The following is a 17,387-nucleotide window of genomic DNA, read 5'->3' on the forward strand; positions in this document are numbered from 1 at the left end:
GAATCGACCCGGACAACCTCGAGCCGCCGGTTCGGCGGCCGATCTTCCTGAGTTAGGTACGGCCGACCGGGCGAACCAGCCGGAACAGCTCGCACACCACCGGCATATCCGGCGCGAACCCCCGCGGATTCTCGGAGTGTGCGCGCCAGTACCGCTCGTGCGCGGCGCGCCAGTACTCGAGCGTGCGGTCGCCCTCACCCTCGGCGTGGGCGTGCGCGGCCTCGACCTGGTCGAAGGGCACGATGCGGATGCTCGTCGTCTCGATCACCGCGCGCGGTGCCCCGGTGCCGTCGAGGATGATGCTCAGCTCGCCCTCGACGGGCAGCGGATCATCTGCGGCTTCGTAATCCCAGAGCGACGACGCGGTTCGCGTCTTGATGCCGTCGAGCACCAGAGCCAGCAGGTCATCCGCGTGCGCGGGGGTCGCGCCGAAGGCCCAGGCAGCGGGCACGGCGGGGGACAGATCCGGATGCTCCGCCCGCACCCCCTCCCAGAACGAGGTGAGGGCTGCGGGGTCGGCGGTGATCATGACCTCAGCCTAGGCATCCGTCGGCTGTCGAACGGATCAGGAGGCGGGCGGCCCGAACAGCTCCTCACCGTGCTCGTGCAGCAGGCGGTAGGCGTCGGCGAACGTCTCGGGGTCGGGCTCGCCGGGCTTTCCGTAGCGCGACAGCAGCAGTCCGAGGAGCCCCCGCGCCGGCGGGGTGAGGGGCTTCATGCCGGAGGGGTCTCCCGGCTTCGGCTCGAGTTCCTCGGGGTTCGGCGGCGTGTAGGCGGGAGTCGTGACGGGCCAGTCCGACGGATGCCGCGGCTGATCGAGGTTGATGGCCTCGAACAGCGTGTTCGCCGAAGCATCCCGATCGTTGAGGGGCTTCAATCCGTGGAGCCGCGAGAGCGTGGCGGTGACGGTGCCGTGGTGCATCTCGTCGTGCACGATCGTGCCGCGCTTCGTGTACGCCGACACGGCGATCGCGGGAACGCGGCATCCGAGGCGGTCGAAGGTGAACCCCATCTCGCCGGCTCCGGTGTCGGCGGTCGGCTTGGTCGCGGCGGGCGGCGGCACGTGGTCGTAGCATCCGCCGTGCTCGTCGAAGGTGATGAGTAGCAGGGTGTTGACCGCGTTCGACCCCTTCGGTGAGGCGCTCGTGCGCACGGCCTCGTAGATGTCGTGGATGAGCCGGTCGCCGGCCCGCACGTCGGAGATGGCGCTGTCGTAGACCGGCTCTCCGTCGACCGTGCTCTCGCGGGGCGAGCCGAACGGCGGGTGGAAGTCGTTGTGGTCGTAGACCATGCGCGGCTCGATGAACGCGTAGGCGGGGAGGGTGCCGTTCTTCGTGTCGGCGTAGAAGTCCTCCATGGTGCCGAAGTGGTCGGTGCGCCAGTACTTCTCGAGCACGGCGGCGTGCAGCATCCCGGTGAACGAGACGAGCTGCAGCTTGTCGATGTAGATCTTCCAGCTCACCTTCTTCTCTTCGAGTCGATTGAAGACGGTCGGGGCGGCGGGCGCGTCGAGCCACTTCTTGTAGCCGCCGCCGGCCTGATTGGTGACGAAGCCGTGCGAGGTCGACGCGTGGAAGAAGGAGCGGTTGCAGAAGGTCTGCGAGGGCACGCCGGCGTACCAGTGGTCGAACACTGCGAACTCGCTCGCGAGGGTCGAGAGCACCGGGAGCATCTCGGGCGAGAACGAGCCCATGATGTGCGCGGCCTCTTCGGGCTTCGGCTCCGTGCCCTTGCGCAGGCGCCGGAAGTTGATGATGTAGTCCTCGAGGAACCCCGACATCGTGGCCTTCTCGCCGTGCGTCGGAGCGTTGAACGGCGCGGTCATCTCATCGACGAACAGATCGGCGTTGCCCTTCGGGTCGACCGTGCCGAAGATCTGCGTGTTGACGTGCGGATACTCCTCGCCCGGGTCGGGGTCGGGCAGGCTCATGATGCGGTCGGTGTCGCCGGTGTGGACGTGCGCGTCGACGACGGTGCCGTCGGATGCCGTGTTGCTGTGCTTCCCGAAGGCCAGGCCCTCGAAGGTCTCGCCGGTCGGCAGTGTCTGCTGCGAATACAGGTAGCCGAGCAGGTTGTCGAACGAGCGGTTCTCGCCCATCACGACCACGAGGTGGTCGAATCCGGGCTCGCTGCGCGGGGTGAGGGCTGCGAAGGGATCGGGTTCGGATGCGAACCCGTTGCGCGAGTTGTTCGCCGCAATGGTGGCGCCGATCGCAGCGCCACCCGCCCCACCGATCACTGCACCCGCGAAGGCGGCGCCGCCCATCTTGAGGAATCCGCGGCGCGACGGGTCGCGGTTGTCGCGAGCGGGTTCGGATGCCGGGTCGGATGCCGGGGGAGCGGTGTGGTCGTCGGCCATGCGCCGATCCTAGGACGGAGCGGCCGCATGCGGAATGCCGGAGCGCCGCCAGGCTGGGCACGAGAGCGCGTCCTCGCTACCGTGGAGGCATGAGCACCGCCGGAGACTCCTCGATCAACGCCCGTGTCGCCGCCGTGAACAAGGAGTACCTTTCCCGGCAGACCCGCCTCTTCGTCACCTTCGCACTGATCGAAGGCCCGCTGCTCCTGATCGGCGCCGTGCTCATCTACGGGTTCGAGATCGTCGACCCCGACGTCGGCGTGTGGTTCCTCGTCGCGGTGGCCGTGATCGGAGGCGGCGTGCTGAGCACGCTGCTGCTGCGCCTCATCCAGGGCCGTGCGCAGGCGGTCGCACAGGCCAGGGGCGAGAACCCGCTGTTCTGAGTCGAGGCGGTGGACGAGAACGGAGACCGAGCGGGCAGCGGACGGCGCGTCGCCGCGCGACACTCCGGGCTGGTGACGGATCACCTGGGTTTTCTGACAGCAGAAGGGGCGGATGCCGCAGCCGAAGCATCCGCACACCGCCCGACTACGCTGGAACCCATGCTCAACATGGCCGAAGGCCTCGACCGTCTCGGCGCGCTCGCCGCGCATCCGGTGGTGCGTACCCTCGCCACGGCGTTCGCGGATGCCGGGTTCGACCTGGCCGTCGTCGGCGGTCCCGTGCGCGATGCGCTGCTGGGGCGTCCGACCCACGACCTCGACTTCACGACCGACGCTCAGCCCGATGACATCCTGCGCATCGTCACTCCGATCTCGACCGCGCAGTGGGACATCGGCCGCGCGTTCGGCACGATCGGTGCACGCGTGCAGAAGGAACAGGTCGAGATCACGACCTACCGGGCCGACAGCTACGACGGGATGACGCGCAAGCCCACCGTCGAGTTCGGCGACACGATCGAGGCCGACCTGGTGCGCCGCGACTTCACGGTCAACGCGATGGCGATGCAGGTGCCCTCGGTGAAGCTCGTCGACCCGACCGGTGGCGTCGAAGACCTCATCGCGGGAGTGCTGCGCACCCCGACCGACCCCGACGTCTCGTTCGGTGACGACCCGCTGCGCATGCTGCGGGCCGCGCGGTTCAGCGCGCAGCTCGGCTTCCGCATCGACGACGACACCGCCGACGCGATCACCCGGCTGCGGGCGACGCTCGAGATCGTCAGCCCCGAGCGCATCCAGTCCGAGCTCGTGCGACTCATGCAGACCGACGACCCGGTGCGCGGCATCCGCTCTCTCGTCGAGACCGGACTCATCGACGAGTTCCTACCCGAGGTGAGCGCTCTCAAGCTCGAGGTCGACGAGCACCACCATCACAAGGACGTCTACGAGCACTCGCTGACCGTGCTGCGCCAGGCGATCTCGCTCGAGCACTCCCGGCATCCGGGCGCGGAGCCCGACGTGGCGCTGCGCATCGCGGCCCTGCTGCACGACATCGGCAAGCCGCGCACCCGCAAGCTCGAAGACGGCGGAGCGGTCACGTTCCACCACCACGACATCGTCGGCGCACGCATGGCGCGCAAGCGCCTGCAGGCCCTGCGGTTCGACACCGCCACGACGGATGCGGTCGCCACCCTCATCGAGCTGCACCTGAGGTTCTTCGGCTACGCCGAGGGCGCCTGGACGGATGCCGCGGTGCGCCGCTACGTGCGCGACGCGGGCCCCCTGCTCGAACGCCTGCACATCCTCACCCGTGCCGATGTGACCACGCGCAACAAGCGCAAGGCGGGGCGACTGTCGTCGGCATACGACGACATCGAGTCGCGCATCGCGGCGCTCGCCGAGCAGGAGGAGCTCGACGCCATGCGTCCGGAGCTGGATGGCAACCGCATCCAGGAGGTGCTCGGCATCCGCCCTGGTCGCGAGGTCGGCGAGGCCTACAAGTTCCTGCTCGATCTGCGCCTCGACGAGGGCGTGCTCGGTCCGGACGTCGCCGAGAAGCGCCTCCGGGAGTGGTGGGCCGCGCGGGGCTGAGGCGACGGTCCACGCGAGAGCCCTGTCTTCCGCGGAGAGGTCCGGAGCAGCGGACCTCCCGGACGAACGGCGCGACGCGCCCGCGTGTGGGAGGGTTCCCACCGGCGACGTCCGCTCCTACACTGGGAGCACGCTCCACCCCCGAGGAACGGAGTCCCTGTGCCGTCGCAGTGGCAGTCTTCGCCTGAGGCCTCTCGCCTGATCATCGAGCGAGCGCACGAAGAGCTGCTCGCCGGCAATCTCGACGACCAGCGCCTGCAGCAGGTGCGTCCGCTCGTGCGGGCGTCGTGGGAGCGGTCGTGGCGCGGCCGCGTCGGCCCCGAGAGCCCGCCCGCGCTCGAACTCGGTCTCGACGAGCTCGAGGAGTATCGGCGTGCGCACCCGCTCGCCGCCGTCATGGACACCATTCGCGGACTGCTGCTGCCGGGCACTCCGGAAGACGCCGGAGTGGTGATCGCGATCGGCGACCAGGCCGGGCGACTGCTGTGGATCGAGGGCGACCGCCAGCTTCAGAGCCTCACCGACGACATGGGTTTCGTCGCCGGGGCGAACTGGGCCGAGGATGCCGTCGGCACGACCGCGCCGGGCACCGCGCTCGCCCTCGGACAGTCCGTGCAGATCCGCGGCGCCGAGCACTACAACCGACTCGTGCACCCGTGGTCGTGCACCGCAGCGCCGGTGCGCGATCCCGAGACGCAGCGCGTTCTCGGGGTGATCGACATCACGGGCGGCCCGGAGGTCGTGACCCCGCAGGCTCGGCTGCTCGTCGATGCGACCGCCCGCGCCGTCGAGTCCGAACTGCTCATCACCCGACTGCGCGCCCGGGCCGAGGAGGCGCCGCGATTGCATGCCCTGCCGACGCGCACCCGCGCCGCGGCGCGGGCGACCCTGCACGTGCTCGGGCGAGACCGGGCACGGCTCGAGACGGCATCCGATCATGAGGAATCGGTCATCGAGCTCAGCGCCCGCCACGCGGCCATCCTGCTGATGCTCGCCGTCAACCGGCAGGGCCTGTCGGCCGAGCGCCTCACCGAACTCGTCTACGGCGCCGACGTCTCGCCCGACACGCTGCGCCCCGAGATGGTGCGGCTGCGCAAGGTGCTCGAGCAGCGGATGCCGGAACTGGTGCCCGAGTCGAGGCCGTACCGCCTGCCCGTGACCCTCGACACCGACGCGCAGGACGTGATGTCGCTGCTCGACCGCGGCGCTCACCGCGTCGCGCTCACCGCGTATCGCGGCCCGGTGCTGCCCGAGTCGACCTCGCCCGGCGTCGAGGAGTTCCGCGAGACGGTGCGGGCGGCGCTGCGAGAGGCGATGCTGTCGGAGGCGAGCCTCGACGTGCTGCTGTCGTACGCCGAGATCCCCGAGGGGCAGTCGGATGCCGAGGCGCTGCGTCTCGCGCTCGAGATGCTGCCGGCGCGCTCGCCGAAGCGGCCCGGACTGGTCGCCCGGATCGAGCGACTCGAGCGTTCCCAGGCCTGAGGGGCACCCGCAACCGGGCGCAACGTTGCGCACCCGGGTGCAACGTCGCGCGACCTACCTTCAGAGGACAGCCGCGCACCGAGGCGCGGCCCAGCCCGAGGAGTCACGATGACCATCGTCGAAGAAGACGTGTCCACTGCCTACGCCGCCCCGGGTCAGCCGGGATCCCTGGCCGACTACCGCCCCCGCTACGGCCATTACATCGGTGGGGAGTTCGTCGAACCCGCCAAGGGCCAGTACTTCGAGAACGTGAGCCCCGTCAACGGCAAGCCGTTCACCGAGGTCGCCCGCGGCACCGGCGAAGACATCGACCGCGCGGTCGACGTCGCCTGGAAGGCCTTCGCCGCTTGGGGCAAGACGAGCCCCGCCGAGCGCTCGGTGATCCTGAACCGGATCGCCGACCGGATCGAGCAGAACCTCGAGCGCATCGCCGTCGCCGAGACGTGGGAGAACGGCAAGCCGGTGCGCGAGACCCTCGCCGCCGACATCCCCCTCGCCGTCGACCACTTCCGCTACTTCGCGGGTGTGCTGCGGGCGCAGGAGGGCGGCATCAGCCAGCTCGACGAGAACACGGTCGCGTACCACTTCCACGAACCGCTGGGTGTGGTCGGGCAGATCATCCCGTGGAACTTCCCGATCCTGATGGCCGTGTGGAAGCTGGCCCCGGCGCTCGCCGCGGGCAACTGCGTCGTCATCAAGCCGGCCGAGCAGACACCGGCATCCCTCCTGTTCCTGTTCGAGATCATCGGCGACCTGCTGCCCGCGGGCGTCGTGAACATCGTCAACGGTTTCGGCATCGAGGCGGGCGCCCCGCTCGCGCAGCACAAGCGCATCCGCAAGGTCGCGTTCACGGGCGAGACGACGACCGGCCGGCTCATCATGCAGTACGCCTCGCAGAACCTCATCCCGGTGACGCTCGAACTCGGAGGCAAGAGCCCGAACGTGTTCTTCGAAGACGTCGCGCGCTCGACCAGCGACCCGTTCTACGACAAGGCGCTCGAGGGCTTCACGATGTTCGCGCTCAACCAGGGCGAGGTCTGCACCTGCCCGTCGCGGGCGCTCATCCAGCGCTCCATCTACGACGGCTTCCTCGCCGACGGGCTCGAGCGGGTCGGGAAGGTCGTGCAGGGCAACCCGCTGGATCCGGCGACGATGATCGGCGCCCAGGCCTCCAACGATCAGCTGGAGAAGATCCTGAGCTACATCGACATCGGAAAGCAGGGTGGCGCGCGGCTGCTCACGGGCGGCGAGCGGGTCGACCTCGGCGGCGATCTCAGCGAGGGCTACTACGTGGCCCCGACCGTGTTCGAGGGCACGAACGACATGCGGATCTTCCAGGAGGAGATCTTCGGCCCGGTGCTGTCCGTCACCTCGTTCGACGACTTCGACAACGCGATCTCGATCGCGAACGACACCCTGTACGGGCTGGGCGCGGGTGTGTGGAGCCGCAGCGGCGACACCGCCTACCGCGCGGGCCGGGCGATCGAGGCCGGGCGCGTGTGGACGAACACCTACCACCAGTACCCGGCGCACGCCGCGTTCGGCGGATACAAGCAGTCGGGCGTCGGCCGCGAGAACCACAAGATGATGCTCGACCACTACCAGCAGACGAAGAACCTCCTGGTCTCGTACGCGGAGGGCCCGATGGGCTTCTTCTGATGGTCGGCATCGGCACGTACCAGCGGGTCGCGGTGACGGATGCTGCGGCATCCCTCATCCGCGACCTCACGGCGCAGCACGGCCCGCTGATGTTCCACCAGTCGGGCGGATGCTGCGACGGCTCATCGCCCATGTGCTACCCGGTGGGGATGTTCCTCACCGGGCCGGGCGACGTGCAACTCGGGAGCCTCGACGTCGGGCTGGAGAAGGATGTCGAGGTCTTCATGTCGGAGTCGCAGTTCGAGTACTGGAAGTACACGCACCTCACGATCGACGTGGTTCCCGGTCGTGGTGCCGGGTTCTCGGTGGAAGGGCCGACGGGCATGCGGTTCCTGATCCGGTCGCGGATGCTCAACGACGCGGAGCTGGAGTACTTCGGGTTGGGGTGAGTTCGGCGCGGTGGGGCCCTTCGACAGGCTCAGGGACCCGGTGTCTGTGACTGGGCCGCTGAGCCTGCCGAAGCGTCCCCCACCCGCAGGCGGCTGGTGAGCCAGACCAGTGCGCCGAGAGCGAGCAGGGCGGCGAGGAGACCCGCGACGTGCGCGGCGAGCACGGCGGGGCCGTGCGACGGCAGCAGGAATCCGTACGGCACCCAGCCGTCGGTCGCACCGCGGATGAGCACGACGACGATCCACACGAGCGGATAGACCGTGACGACCCACAGGTGCCGCCAGGCCAGCGCCGGGCGGTCGCGGATCAGCAGCCAGTCGAGTGCGACGAGCAGCGGGAAGACGGCGTGCAGCACCACGCTCACCCACACAGGCGCCGACCCCGTGCCCGGCACGACCAAGTTGTAGATCACGGCCACGAGCAGCATGCAGGTGACGGCGACGCCGCGTGCGTACGACACCCAGAGCGGATGCCGTCGCCCTCGCAGTGCGAGCGCGCCGGCCGCGAGGAACAGCGCGCTCGTGAGCAGGCTCGTGAGGTTCGTGAAGTAGCCGACATAGTCGATGAGGCTCGTGCGCCCGGCGCTGATGCCCAGCAAATAGGTGTGCACCAGCACGGTGATGACGGCGAGCCCGACGGCGATGCGGGCGATGCCGATGGTGCGCGAGGGGCGGGGTGCGGGTGCGTCGGGCATGACGTTCACCCTAATGAGGGTGGGCCCTTCGTCCCGCTGCGCTCGCTCAGGAACCGACGGGTGTGAAGACTGAATAACTGTGCAACGAAGTGCAACGTAGGGCGGCATACCATTTTGACAGGCGCCGATATACCGCTTGTCCCCAGCAGGCGAAGGCGTTGACGGCAGAGCCGTCTGCAGAGGGAGAGTCGAACTCCCTCTGATCCCGAGGGGGGATGGGGTGGGCGCTGGTCCCCAAAACGGCACCCACCCCCACACTCGACGTCCGCACCCGTTGATGCGGGTCAGCGCATCGACATGAACGCGTACGCGACGCCGATGAGGATCACGACGACGAGTGGGATCCACGTCATCCGGCGCTTCAGCCGTCGGCCCTGCGGAGCGACGCCCGGTGGGGGAGTGAGCAGTCCGGCCGGCGGCGCGAAGGGCAGCGATGCGGATGCCGCGACACCCGGCGCGACGGCATCCGAGATCTGCGGGTGCGCGGCGTGCAGGCGGTCGTCACGCCAACGCGCCCACTGGTCGAACTTCGTCATCAGCGCACCCACCACACCGAACAGCCAGGCCCACGTCGCGGGATCGAGCGTCGACGCCTCGCGCCTCGTGTAGAGGAACATCCAGTCGTCGACGATCTCGACGTCGAGCTGCGCGGCGTGGTCGATGAACCGCGCCATGATGTCGGGCGTGAAGAGGTAGAGCGCGTCCTGCTCGTACCCCTCGGGGCAGTAGAGCGTGAAGTGCCGGTCGAAGTCGCCCTCGAGCGACAGGCGCTGCGCGCGCTGGAACGACGCCGGCAGATTCGAGCCGAAACCGTTGTTGCCGAGCGCGTCGAGCACGATGTTCGGCAGCGGCACGTCGAGCTTCACGGCGATGTAGCCCCAGCGGTACGTGGTCGAGCTCTTGCCGTGCTTGATCGTGTACTGGTAGTTGCCGAACTCGACGAACCGCGGCTGGGTGCCGCGCACCAGGTCGGTCGCCAGCCGCCCCGAGCCGAGGCTGAAGATCATGCCCGGCAGCGGCGGGTTCGCGATGCGTTCGGTGTAGCTCATGCCGTTCGCCTGAGCGAACATGCCGATCCGATAGCGGCGGACGCGGTTGGCGCGCACCACGAAGATCGTGATCGCGGCGCCGGCGCCCAGGGTGAGCACGAGCAGCACGGCGAAGATCGAGGCGCCCGTCGACCCTCCCGTGCGCATCATGCTGGTGACGACTCCACCGAGCACGAAGACGCCCACGAGAGCGGCGAATCCGAGCACGATGACGCCGATCACCGTGCCGGCGATCGTGCCGGCGGATGCCGGAGCGCGTCGTGCTTTGAGGTCGGCCGTGAACGCCCCGACCGCCCGCGGGTCGACCGGTCCGGTCAGCGCGCGGGCATCGAAGGTGGATGCCGGATGCTGCGGCACGCTCATCGATTCACCTCGTCGGCGTTCCACGACAGGTCGGCGCCGCTCGGTATCTCGAGCGCCTCGAGCCCCGGCTCTGCACAGATCGCGGCGACCAGAGCCGCCGAGCCCGCGACGATCGTCGAGTCGTAGTCGACCTCGCTCACCATCACCCACGCGCGGTCGTCAGGCCAGAGGAGGCCCGGGCTCTGCGCCGAGGCGGGGGCGCCGTGCGCCTCCGCCGGCCGATCGCGCCAGGGAGCATCGAGGATCCACTCGGGCTCGGCGAACGCACTCGGTGGTGCGTCGAACAGCACGTACCCGCGGTTCGGGAGTTCGAGCCGCGCGCCTTCGGAGATCTCGCGCGACAGGATCCCCTCCTGCCAGGTCGGCTTGCGGAAGACGTTGTTGAACGGATCCCGCAGACTGCGGGCGAGCATCGCGCGGTGATTCGGATCGTCGTCGCCGACGGTGTAGAAGCCGCGCGAGGGCAGATCGCCGAAGAATCCCAGCAGACCGCCACGACCCTCCCAGAGCCCGGCGACACCGGCGTCGGGCGTCGAGGTGTGGCGCAGGAGAACCGCGGTGAGGGCGGCGAGACTCTCGACGTCGAGCTCGCCGATCGCGGGAGACGAGAACTCGCGTCCGTCGGGGGCGATCCGCTCGATCCAGTCGCGCTCCCCGGGGGCACCGACGATACCCGCCCACTGCGCCAGTGGATGCAGCGTCGTGCCGAACACGGCGGCGGCGTCGCCCCAGGTCGTCGTGGTTTCGACGAGTTCGCTCTGCAGCCGCTCCTGGTCGGCTGCCGGCATCCGCACCCGCTCCTCCGCACTCGGCATCCGTCGGCCCGGAAGCTCGCGCACGAAGCCGGGATGGAAGATGCGCGCGTAGGCGGGGAAACCCTGCGGGACCACGCCATGCATGGGAGGGAAATCGCTGTCGAGCCGCTCCCGCAGCCAGTCACCGATGGTCGGGTTCGCGATCCACTCCATGCGACCCACGGTACCGGGGAGTGTCGTCGCGCCCGTCATAATCGAAGGGTGACTGCGACTGCAACCCTTCCCTCGCTCGATGGCCGCCGCTTCCGGATGATCTCGTCCACGACCTCGGCGGTCGACCCCGAGGCGCCGAGCATCTTCGAGTACTTCGAGAAGGACGGGGCGATCTGGGGTGGGTACACCGGCGACACTGTGACCTTCGGCAAGTTCGTGGGCACCCGCACCGCCGACACGATCTGGGTGTCGTTCGTGCACGTGCTCGTGGCGGACGGCCAGGTCGTCACGGGTGATGGGGAGAGCGAGCTCGAGCTCACCGACGATGGACTCATCCGCCTGATCGAGCACTACGAGATGCACGGCCTGCCGCAGCTGAGCGTGTGCGAGGAGATCCCCGCCGCCTGACCCGGTCAGCGGGGCGGCAGTGCGTCGCGGCCGGGGGATGCCGGGGTCCAGCGCGTCATGCCGAGAGGGATCTCGGCTTCGCGCTCGGGGATGTCGGAGGGCAGCAGGTAGGGGCGGCGGATGACCTCGTCGAGCACCACGACGCTGACCACCGTGCGCACCTCGGGCAGCTGCGCGATGACCCCGGTCGAGAACTCGTGCACGCCGCTGACGTCGACGGCGCGGATGAGCAGCATGGCGTCGTGCTCACCGGTCGTGATCGCGCACCACTCGACGTCGGGCATCTCGCTCACACGATCGCGGAACGATGCCCAGGCCTGCGGCAGTACGGTGACGAAGACGAGGGCGCCGATCGAGAGACCCGCCTTGGCCTGATCGACCCGGGCGCTGAACCCGGTGATCACGCCGTCGCTCACCAATGATTCGACACGCGAATAAGCGCTGGCGCGGGAGATCCCGACCCGGTCGGCGAGTGCGGCGATCGAGATGCGACCGTTATCACGGAGGACTTCGAGAATCTTGTACGCGATCTCGTCCAACCCGGTGGCACTTCGTCCAGAATGCTTCAGATGTTCGGCATCCTTGCTGGACATATTGCTCCCCACGGTTGTTGATCTGGACAGACCGTGCCGGTCATCCCGACACTTGCTGGACACATCGTCGCATATGATGCGAATCTGATCCACGGTCGTCCACACCAGTGGCGGCCGACACCCGAATGTACTCCTCGCCCTTGGAGGCTCTCATGTCGTCACGCCGCATCCTGCCGGCCCTCGCGTTCGGAGCGGTCGCGCTCCTCGCGCTCGCCGGTTGCTCGGGAGGAAACTCCGCCAACAACGGCGATGATTCGTCGGGCTCCGGCTCGCTGGTCATCGACACCGCGTTCTCGATCGAGACGACCGACCCGGGTCACACCTACGACCCGACCGGCAACATGATCGCCAAGGCGATCTACGAGACCCTGGTCGACTTCGAGGGTTCCGACGTCTCGACGCCGGTTCCCGGACTCGCCTCCTGGGAGCAGAACGACACCGCGACCGAGTTCACCTTCACGCTCGAGGGCGACCGCGTCTTCTCCGACGGCACCCCGATCGAGGCGAAGGACGTCGTCTTCTCGCTGCAGCGCATCCAGGGCATGGAGGACGCCAAGCCCAACTTCCTGCTCGCCGGCGTCACCATCGCCGAGGTCGACGACAAGACGATCAGCTTCACGACCGAGACCCCGCTGCTGCAGCTGCCCGCGATCCTCGCGAACCCGGCACTCGGCATCGTGAACTCCGACGTCGTGATCGAGAACGGCGGCGCGACCGACGGCTCCGACAGCGCGCAGAGCTTCCTCGACGGCGAATCGGCCGGTTCCGGTCCGTTCGTGCTCGACACCCTCGACCTCTCGTCGCAGGTCGTGCTCACCAAGAACACCGAGTACAACGGCGACGAGGAGTCGGCCTACGACCGCGTCGTGGTTCGCAACGTCTCGGAGAGCGCCACGCAGCTCGCCAACCTCAAGGGCGGCGACTCGATGGTCGCGATGGACCTGAACGGCGACCAGGTCGCCGGTCTCGGCGACGACCTCACGGTCGACTCCGTGCCCTCGGGCCAGACGATCTTCCTGCTGCTCAACCAGGGTGAGGCCGGAGGCGACCTCGCGAACGTCAAGATCGCCGAAGCGATCCGCTACGCGCTCGACTACGACGCGCTGCTCGAGCTGGCCGGTGCCGGCGCGGTGCAGGCGACCGGCGTCATCCCGCCCGGATTCGAGGGCTCGCTCGACGGCGGCGTCTCGCAGGACCTCGACGCGGCGAAGGCCGCCCTCGCCGAGGCCGGCTACACGGGCCAGACCTTGAAGCTGCAGTTCCCGAACGACTACCCGGTCGGCGGCGTGGAGTTCACCCCGCTCGCCGAGCGCATCCAGGCGCAGCTCGAGGATGCCGGCATCGCGGTGGAGCTCGCCCCGGCGCCCTTCGCCACCGAGCTCGACGCCTACGTCAACGGCACCGAGGGCTTCGGCCTCTGGTTCTGGGGTCCGGACTACGCCGACTCCGCGAACTTCCTGCCGTTCGGCCCGGGCCTGAAGGTCGGCCTCCGTGCCGGCTGGGCAGCCGAGGCGAACCCGGAGATCGCCGAGATCGCCGCGAACGCCGCAGCAGCGACGGATGCCGACGAGCGCACCGCCCTGTTCACCGAGTTCGCCGAGGCCATGCAGGCCGAAGGCCCGTTCGTACCGCTCATCGTTCCGGGTCGCAACATCGCCTCGGCATCCGCCGTCTCGGGCGCCGTGTACAACTCGGTGTGGGAGATGGACATCGCCGAGATCACCCCGGCCGGCTGAACGGATAACGACGCATGACAACGGTGGCGGTGCAGAGACAGGCGCGTAGGCGCAGGTCTCCCCTGATCGGATACCTGCTGCGGCGGGCCGGCACCTCCCTGCTCCTGTTGGTGGGCGTGACGATCGTCACGTTCCTGCTCACCAACCTGGTGCCGGGAGACCCGGTCTCGGCCGCGCTCGGTGAGGGCGCATCGCAGAACCCGGCGACGCGAGAAGCGTTCATCCGGGAGCACGGACTCGATCAGCCGTTGATCGTGCAGTACTTCATCTATATGGGGAACCTGCTCCGCGGGGACCTCGGGACGTCGCTGGTGACCGGCCGTGCGGTCACCAGCGACCTCTCCACCGCTGTGCCGGCGACGATCGAGATCGCCATCGGCGCGATCATCCTGAGTCTCGTCGTCAGCATCGTGCTCGGAACGCTCGCCGCTTACCGCCGCGGACTCGTGACCGACCAGGTCATCCGCGTCGTCACGCTCGTCGGCCTCAGCGTGCCGACCTTCTGGCTCGCGCTGGTCAGCTTCTACGTCTTCTTCCTCGAGCTGCGCATCGCCCCCGGGTCGGGCCGCATCTCTCCGTCGATCACCCCGCCGCCGCGCGTGACGGGGCTCTACACGGTCGATTACCTGCTCAACGGCGACGCCGTCGGCTACTTCGACGCCCTCGCCCACCTCGCCCTGCCGGTCATGGTGCTGTCGCTCGTGACGATCGGCCTGCTCACCCGCTTCATCCGCACCTCGGTGCTCGAAGTGCTCGGCAGCGACTACGTGCGCGCCGCCCGCGCCAAGGGCCTCCCCGCGATGCGCGTCATCCTCGACTACGTGCTGCGCGGAGCATCCCTCCCCATCCTCACCGTCGTCGGCGTCGCGTTCGGAACCCTGCTCTCGGGCACCGTGCTCGTCGAATCGGTCTTCGCATGGCCGGGCCTGGGCACCTACGCCTACAACTCGGCCGCGAACCTCGACCTGCCCGGCATCATGGGCGTCGGCCTCGTGGTCGGGTTCATCTATCTCCTCATCAACTTCGTCGTCGACATGCTCTACGGCGTCCTCGACCCGAGAGTGAGGATCGCATGAGCCGCATCGACGCAGCATCCGGGCCCTGGCGGTTCCGCTTCCGCTGGCCGCGCGCCTGGCGCACGCCCCTCGGCATCATCGGCACGGTCATCGCCGGCGCCTGGGTGATCATCGCCTTCACCGCGCAGTGGTGGGTGCCCTACGGCCCCAACGCGCAGATCTTCCCGCGCCTGCAGGAGCCCGGGGTCGAGACCCTGCTCGGCACCGACGGCAACGGCCGCGACATCTTCTCGCGCCTCATGACGGGGGCGACCGTGAGTCTGCCGCTCGCGCTCATGCTCGTCGTCGCCGCCATGATCATCGGCACCCTGATCGGTGCGCTCGCCGGATACTTCGGCGGATGGGTCGACGAGACGCTCATGCGTATCACCGACCTCTTCATGGCGTTCCCGACGGTGATCCTCGCGATGGTGGTCGCGGCCTCCCTCGGGCCGTCGCTCTTCAACGCCGTGATCGCCGCCATCGTCGTCTCGTGGCCGCAGTACTCCCGTGTGACGCGCAGCATCGTGCTCGGCCTGCGCGGACAGAACTACGTCATCGCCGGCCGCCTGCTCGGCCACTCGCCCCTGCGCACGCTGTTCGTCGACATCCTGCCCAACATCGCCGGCCCCGTGCTGGTGCTCGCCACGCTCGACATCGGTGCCGCCATCCTGCTGCTGTCGGGGCTGTCGTTCCTCGGCCTCGGCGCACAGCCGCCGACGGCGGAATGGGGGTCGATGATCTCGTCGGCCATGCAGAACTTCGACGCCTGGTGGCTCGGGGTCTTCCCGGGTCTCGCGATCCTCACCGTGGTGCTGGCGTTCAACTTCCTCGGTGACGCGATGCGCGACATCCTCGACCCGACGGCCGAAGTCACGCACGAGAAGCAGGCCGAGAAGACGGATGCCGCGGGGGTGCCCGCATGACCGCGCTGAGCATCCGCGATCTGACGATCGACATCGGCCGCCCGCTCGTGAAGGGCGTCTCGCTCGACCTCGAGGCGGGCCGCATCCACGGTCTCGCCGGGGAGTCGGGTTCGGGTAAGACCCTCACCTCGCTCGCCGTGCTCGGACTGCTGCCGCGGCAGGCGAAGACCGGCGGATCGATCACCCTCGCGGGGGAGGAGCTCGTCGGGCTGAAGCGCCGGGCGATGAACCGCGTGCGCGGCAAGCGCATCGCGATGGTGTTCCAGGACCCCTCGGCGTCGCTGCACCCGCAGCTGCCGGTCGGCCGCCAGCTCACCGATCACATGCGCGTGCACCTCGGTCTTCGCGGTGCGGCCGCGCGCGAGAAGGCCGTCGAACTACTGCAGACCGTGCAGGTGCCGAACCCCGCCGAGGCGCTGAAGCGCTACCCGCACCAGTTCTCGGGCGGCCAGCGCCAGCGCATCGCGATCGCGTGCGCCCTGGCCTGCGACCCCGAAGTGCTGCTCGCCGACGAGCCGACGACCGCTCTCGACGTCACGGTGCAGGCCGGCATCCTGCAGCTGCTGCGCGACCTCGCCATCGAGCGCCGGCTCGCCGTATTGCTCGTGACCCACGACCTCGGCGTGATGAGCGCGATCGCCGACGAGGTCGCCGTCATGAAGGACGGCCTGATCGTCGAGAAGGCCGATCGCGCGACTCTGTTCCGCGACCCGCAGCACGAGTACACGCGGATGCTGCTCGCCGCACTGCCCGGTTCCCGCATCGAGGAGGACGCTGATGAGTGAGGTCTCCGTCCTCGACGCGCAGGACATGGTCGTGCGCTACCCGGGGAACCCGCCCGTCATCGCCGTGAACGGGGTGTCGATGACCGTCGCCGCCGGCGAGACCGTCGCCCTCGTGGGCGAGTCCGGCAGCGGCAAGTCGAGCTTCGCTCGCGCCGTCGTCGGCATCGAGAAGACCGCGGGAGGGACGGTGCTGTTCAACGGCGCACCGGTCTCGCCCCTCGGCATCCGTCGACGCTCGATCGCCCTCACCGGCATCCAGATGGTCTTCCAGGACCCGTCGACCTCGCTCAACCCGCGCCGGCGGGTGGGCGACCAGATCTCCGACGGCATCGCCACCGCCCGAGCGCGCGGTGCCGCCGGATCCACCGTCGAGGAATGGCTCGAGCGCGTCGGCCTGCCGACCTCGGTCGCCTCGCGCTTCCCGCATCAGTTCTCGGGCGGGCAGAAGCAACGCATCGCGATCGCCCGGGCGCTCGCCGCCCGGCCCTCGCTGCTCGTCGCCGACGAGCCGATCTCGGCGCTCGACGCCTCGACGCAGACCAGCGTCGCCGGCCTCATGCGCGACCTCGTGGCGGAGTCCGGCGCGGGGATGCTCTTCATCTCGCACGACCTCGCCGTGGTGCGACGCATCGCCGACCGCACGTTCGTCATGTACTCCGGTCGCGTGCTCGAGTCGGGGCCGACCGATCGGCTCTGGGCCGCGCCGCAGCATCCGTACACGCAGGCGCTGCTCGCCGCGATCCCCGAGCCCGACGGCGCCGGCCGCATCCCCGACGCCCCGTCGACCGAGGACCGCGAGGTGTGGTCGGAGATCCCGCCCGTCCTGAACTGAGGGGTGCGAGGGCCGGGTTCGCGCTCGGTCGCGGCCTGCGGAGAACTCCGCTAGACTGTCCAGGTTGTCTGCCTTCTGGCAGGCACGTTCACACACCCTCCTGCTTTCGAGAAATCCT

At 69.1% G+C, this 17,387-nt stretch carries 17 protein-coding genes; 11 read left to right on the forward strand and 6 right to left on the reverse strand.

Annotated features, from left to right (window positions below; all coding sequences use genetic code 11):
* Window positions 1–52: 52 nt before the first annotated feature.
* Window positions 53–529 (reverse strand): ASCH domain-containing protein, encoded by a 477-nt coding sequence (locus ACIQTT_RS10895; protein ID WP_402789484.1) that lies wholly within the window; start codon window positions 527–529, stop codon window positions 53–55.
* Window positions 530–565: 36 nt separating this feature from the next.
* Window positions 566–2,359 carry an alkaline phosphatase family protein gene (locus tag ACIQTT_RS10900; RefSeq protein ID WP_402789487.1) on the reverse strand — a complete coding sequence of 598 codons (1,794 nt, stop codon included), beginning with the start codon at window positions 2,357–2,359 and terminating at the stop codon, window positions 566–568.
* Between the two features lie 89 nt (window positions 2,360–2,448).
* Between ACIQTT_RS10900 and ACIQTT_RS10905 the strand changes: the two genes are divergently transcribed.
* From ACIQTT_RS10905 to ACIQTT_RS10925, 5 genes are all read left to right on the forward strand, one after another.
* Complete coding sequence (locus ACIQTT_RS10905) at window positions 2,449–2,742, forward strand: hypothetical protein (protein WP_402789490.1); 294 nt, start codon at window positions 2,449–2,451, stop codon at window positions 2,740–2,742.
* Window positions 2,743–2,901: 159 nt separating this feature from the next.
* A complete protein-coding gene (locus ACIQTT_RS10910; RefSeq protein WP_402789493.1) occupies window positions 2,902–4,329 on the forward strand; it encodes a CCA tRNA nucleotidyltransferase in 1,428 nt (475 codons plus the stop codon).
* A gap of 159 nt (window positions 4,330–4,488) precedes the next feature.
* Entirely contained in the window at window positions 4,489–5,811 is a 1,323-nt protein-coding gene (locus ACIQTT_RS10915; protein ID WP_402789496.1) for a GAF domain-containing protein, read from the forward strand.
* Window positions 5,812–5,919: 108 nt separating this feature from the next.
* Window positions 5,920–7,470: an aldehyde dehydrogenase family protein gene (locus ACIQTT_RS10920; RefSeq protein ID WP_402789499.1), complete on the forward strand. Its 1,551-nt coding sequence runs from the start codon at window positions 5,920–5,922 to the stop codon at window positions 7,468–7,470.
* Window positions 7,470–7,859, forward strand: a complete 390-nt coding sequence (locus ACIQTT_RS10925) for a DUF779 domain-containing protein (RefSeq protein ID WP_402789502.1) — start codon at window positions 7,470–7,472, stop codon at window positions 7,857–7,859. The genes ACIQTT_RS10920 and ACIQTT_RS10925 overlap by 1 nt, the downstream gene beginning before the upstream one ends.
* 29 nt (window positions 7,860–7,888) lie before the next feature.
* Here the strand turns inward: ACIQTT_RS10925 and ACIQTT_RS10930 are convergent, their stop codons facing one another.
* The 3 genes from ACIQTT_RS10930 to ACIQTT_RS10940 form a co-directional block, all read right to left on the reverse strand.
* Window positions 7,889–8,554: a Pr6Pr family membrane protein gene (locus tag ACIQTT_RS10930; protein ID WP_402789505.1), complete on the reverse strand. Its 666-nt coding sequence runs from the start codon at window positions 8,552–8,554 to the stop codon at window positions 7,889–7,891.
* A 284-nt stretch (window positions 8,555–8,838) separates the two neighbouring features.
* Window positions 8,839–9,966, reverse strand: coding sequence for a hypothetical protein (locus ACIQTT_RS10935; RefSeq protein ID WP_402789508.1), 1,128 nt, complete (start codon window positions 9,964–9,966; stop codon window positions 8,839–8,841).
* Entirely contained in the window at window positions 9,963–10,934 is a 972-nt protein-coding gene (locus tag ACIQTT_RS10940; RefSeq protein ID WP_402789510.1) for a hypothetical protein, read from the reverse strand. The genes ACIQTT_RS10935 and ACIQTT_RS10940 overlap by 4 nt, the downstream gene beginning before the upstream one ends.
* Window positions 10,935–10,982: 48 nt before the next feature.
* Here ACIQTT_RS10940 and ACIQTT_RS10945 point away from each other — a divergent pair, with 48 nt between their 5' ends.
* Window positions 10,983–11,342, forward strand: a complete 360-nt coding sequence (locus tag ACIQTT_RS10945) for a hypothetical protein (RefSeq protein ID WP_402789513.1) — start codon at window positions 10,983–10,985, stop codon at window positions 11,340–11,342.
* Between the two features lie 5 nt (window positions 11,343–11,347).
* On the opposite strand, the gene ACIQTT_RS10950 is transcribed toward ACIQTT_RS10945, so the two are convergent.
* A complete protein-coding gene (locus tag ACIQTT_RS10950; protein WP_402789515.1) occupies window positions 11,348–11,881 on the reverse strand; it encodes an Lrp/AsnC family transcriptional regulator in 534 nt (177 codons plus the stop codon).
* 206 nt (window positions 11,882–12,087) lie between these two features.
* On the opposite strand from ACIQTT_RS10950, the gene ACIQTT_RS10955 reads away from it, so the two are divergent.
* From ACIQTT_RS10955 to ACIQTT_RS10975, 5 genes are read left to right on the forward strand one after another with little or no spacing between them, the layout of a single operon-like run.
* Window positions 12,088–13,671, forward strand: coding sequence for an ABC transporter substrate-binding protein (locus ACIQTT_RS10955; RefSeq protein WP_402789518.1), 1,584 nt, complete (start codon window positions 12,088–12,090; stop codon window positions 13,669–13,671).
* Window positions 13,672–13,685: 14 nt separating this feature from the next.
* Window positions 13,686–14,747: an ABC transporter permease gene (locus tag ACIQTT_RS10960; RefSeq protein WP_247624082.1), complete on the forward strand. Its 1,062-nt coding sequence runs from the start codon at window positions 13,686–13,688 to the stop codon at window positions 14,745–14,747.
* On the forward strand, window positions 14,744–15,652 hold the full coding sequence (locus ACIQTT_RS10965; RefSeq protein ID WP_402789522.1) for an ABC transporter permease: 909 nt from the start codon (window positions 14,744–14,746) through the stop codon (window positions 15,650–15,652). Before ACIQTT_RS10960 ends, ACIQTT_RS10965 begins: the two co-directional genes overlap by 4 nt.
* Complete coding sequence (locus ACIQTT_RS10970; RefSeq protein ID WP_402789525.1) at window positions 15,649–16,437, forward strand: ABC transporter ATP-binding protein; 789 nt, start codon at window positions 15,649–15,651, stop codon at window positions 16,435–16,437. Before ACIQTT_RS10965 ends, ACIQTT_RS10970 begins: the two co-directional genes overlap by 4 nt.
* Complete coding sequence (locus tag ACIQTT_RS10975; protein ID WP_247624085.1) at window positions 16,430–17,269, forward strand: ABC transporter ATP-binding protein; 840 nt, start codon at window positions 16,430–16,432, stop codon at window positions 17,267–17,269. Before ACIQTT_RS10970 ends, ACIQTT_RS10975 begins: the two co-directional genes overlap by 8 nt.
* Window positions 17,270–17,387: the final 118 nt, after the last annotated feature.

This window comes from Microbacterium sp. NPDC090225 (assembly GCF_044772365.1).
GTDB lineage: Bacteria > Actinomycetota > Actinomycetes > Actinomycetales > Microbacteriaceae > Microbacterium.

What these genes read in the sequence shown, in the direction of transcription:
- ACIQTT_RS10895 (WP_402789484.1), bottom strand. Translation starts at nt 529, where the DNA reads ATGATCACCGCCGACCCCGCAGCCCTCACCTCGTTCTGGGAGGGGGTG.
- ACIQTT_RS10900 (WP_402789487.1), bottom strand. Translation starts at nt 2,359, where the DNA reads ATGGCCGACGACCACACCGCTCCCCCGGCATCCGACCCGGCATCCGAA.
- ACIQTT_RS10905 (WP_402789490.1), top strand. Translation starts at nt 2,449, where the DNA reads ATGAGCACCGCCGGAGACTCCTCGATCAACGCCCGTGTCGCCGCCGTG.
- ACIQTT_RS10910 (WP_402789493.1), top strand. Translation starts at nt 2,902, where the DNA reads ATGCTCAACATGGCCGAAGGCCTCGACCGTCTCGGCGCGCTCGCCGCG.
- ACIQTT_RS10920 (WP_402789499.1), top strand. Translation starts at nt 5,920, where the DNA reads ATGACCATCGTCGAAGAAGACGTGTCCACTGCCTACGCCGCCCCGGGT.
- ACIQTT_RS10925 (WP_402789502.1), top strand. Translation starts at nt 7,470, where the DNA reads ATGGTCGGCATCGGCACGTACCAGCGGGTCGCGGTGACGGATGCTGCG.
- ACIQTT_RS10930 (WP_402789505.1), bottom strand. Translation starts at nt 8,554, where the DNA reads ATGCCCGACGCACCCGCACCCCGCCCCTCGCGCACCATCGGCATCGCC.
- ACIQTT_RS10935 (WP_402789508.1), bottom strand. Translation starts at nt 9,966, where the DNA reads ATGAGCGTGCCGCAGCATCCGGCATCCACCTTCGATGCCCGCGCGCTG.
- ACIQTT_RS10940 (WP_402789510.1), bottom strand. Translation starts at nt 10,934, where the DNA reads ATGGAGTGGATCGCGAACCCGACCATCGGTGACTGGCTGCGGGAGCGG.
- ACIQTT_RS10955 (WP_402789518.1), top strand. Translation starts at nt 12,088, where the DNA reads ATGTCGTCACGCCGCATCCTGCCGGCCCTCGCGTTCGGAGCGGTCGCG.
- ACIQTT_RS10960 (WP_247624082.1), top strand. Translation starts at nt 13,686, where the DNA reads ATGACAACGGTGGCGGTGCAGAGACAGGCGCGTAGGCGCAGGTCTCCC.
- ACIQTT_RS10965 (WP_402789522.1), top strand. Translation starts at nt 14,744, where the DNA reads ATGAGCCGCATCGACGCAGCATCCGGGCCCTGGCGGTTCCGCTTCCGC.
- ACIQTT_RS10970 (WP_402789525.1), top strand. Translation starts at nt 15,649, where the DNA reads ATGACCGCGCTGAGCATCCGCGATCTGACGATCGACATCGGCCGCCCG.
- ACIQTT_RS10975 (WP_247624085.1), top strand. Translation starts at nt 16,430, where the DNA reads ATGAGTGAGGTCTCCGTCCTCGACGCGCAGGACATGGTCGTGCGCTAC.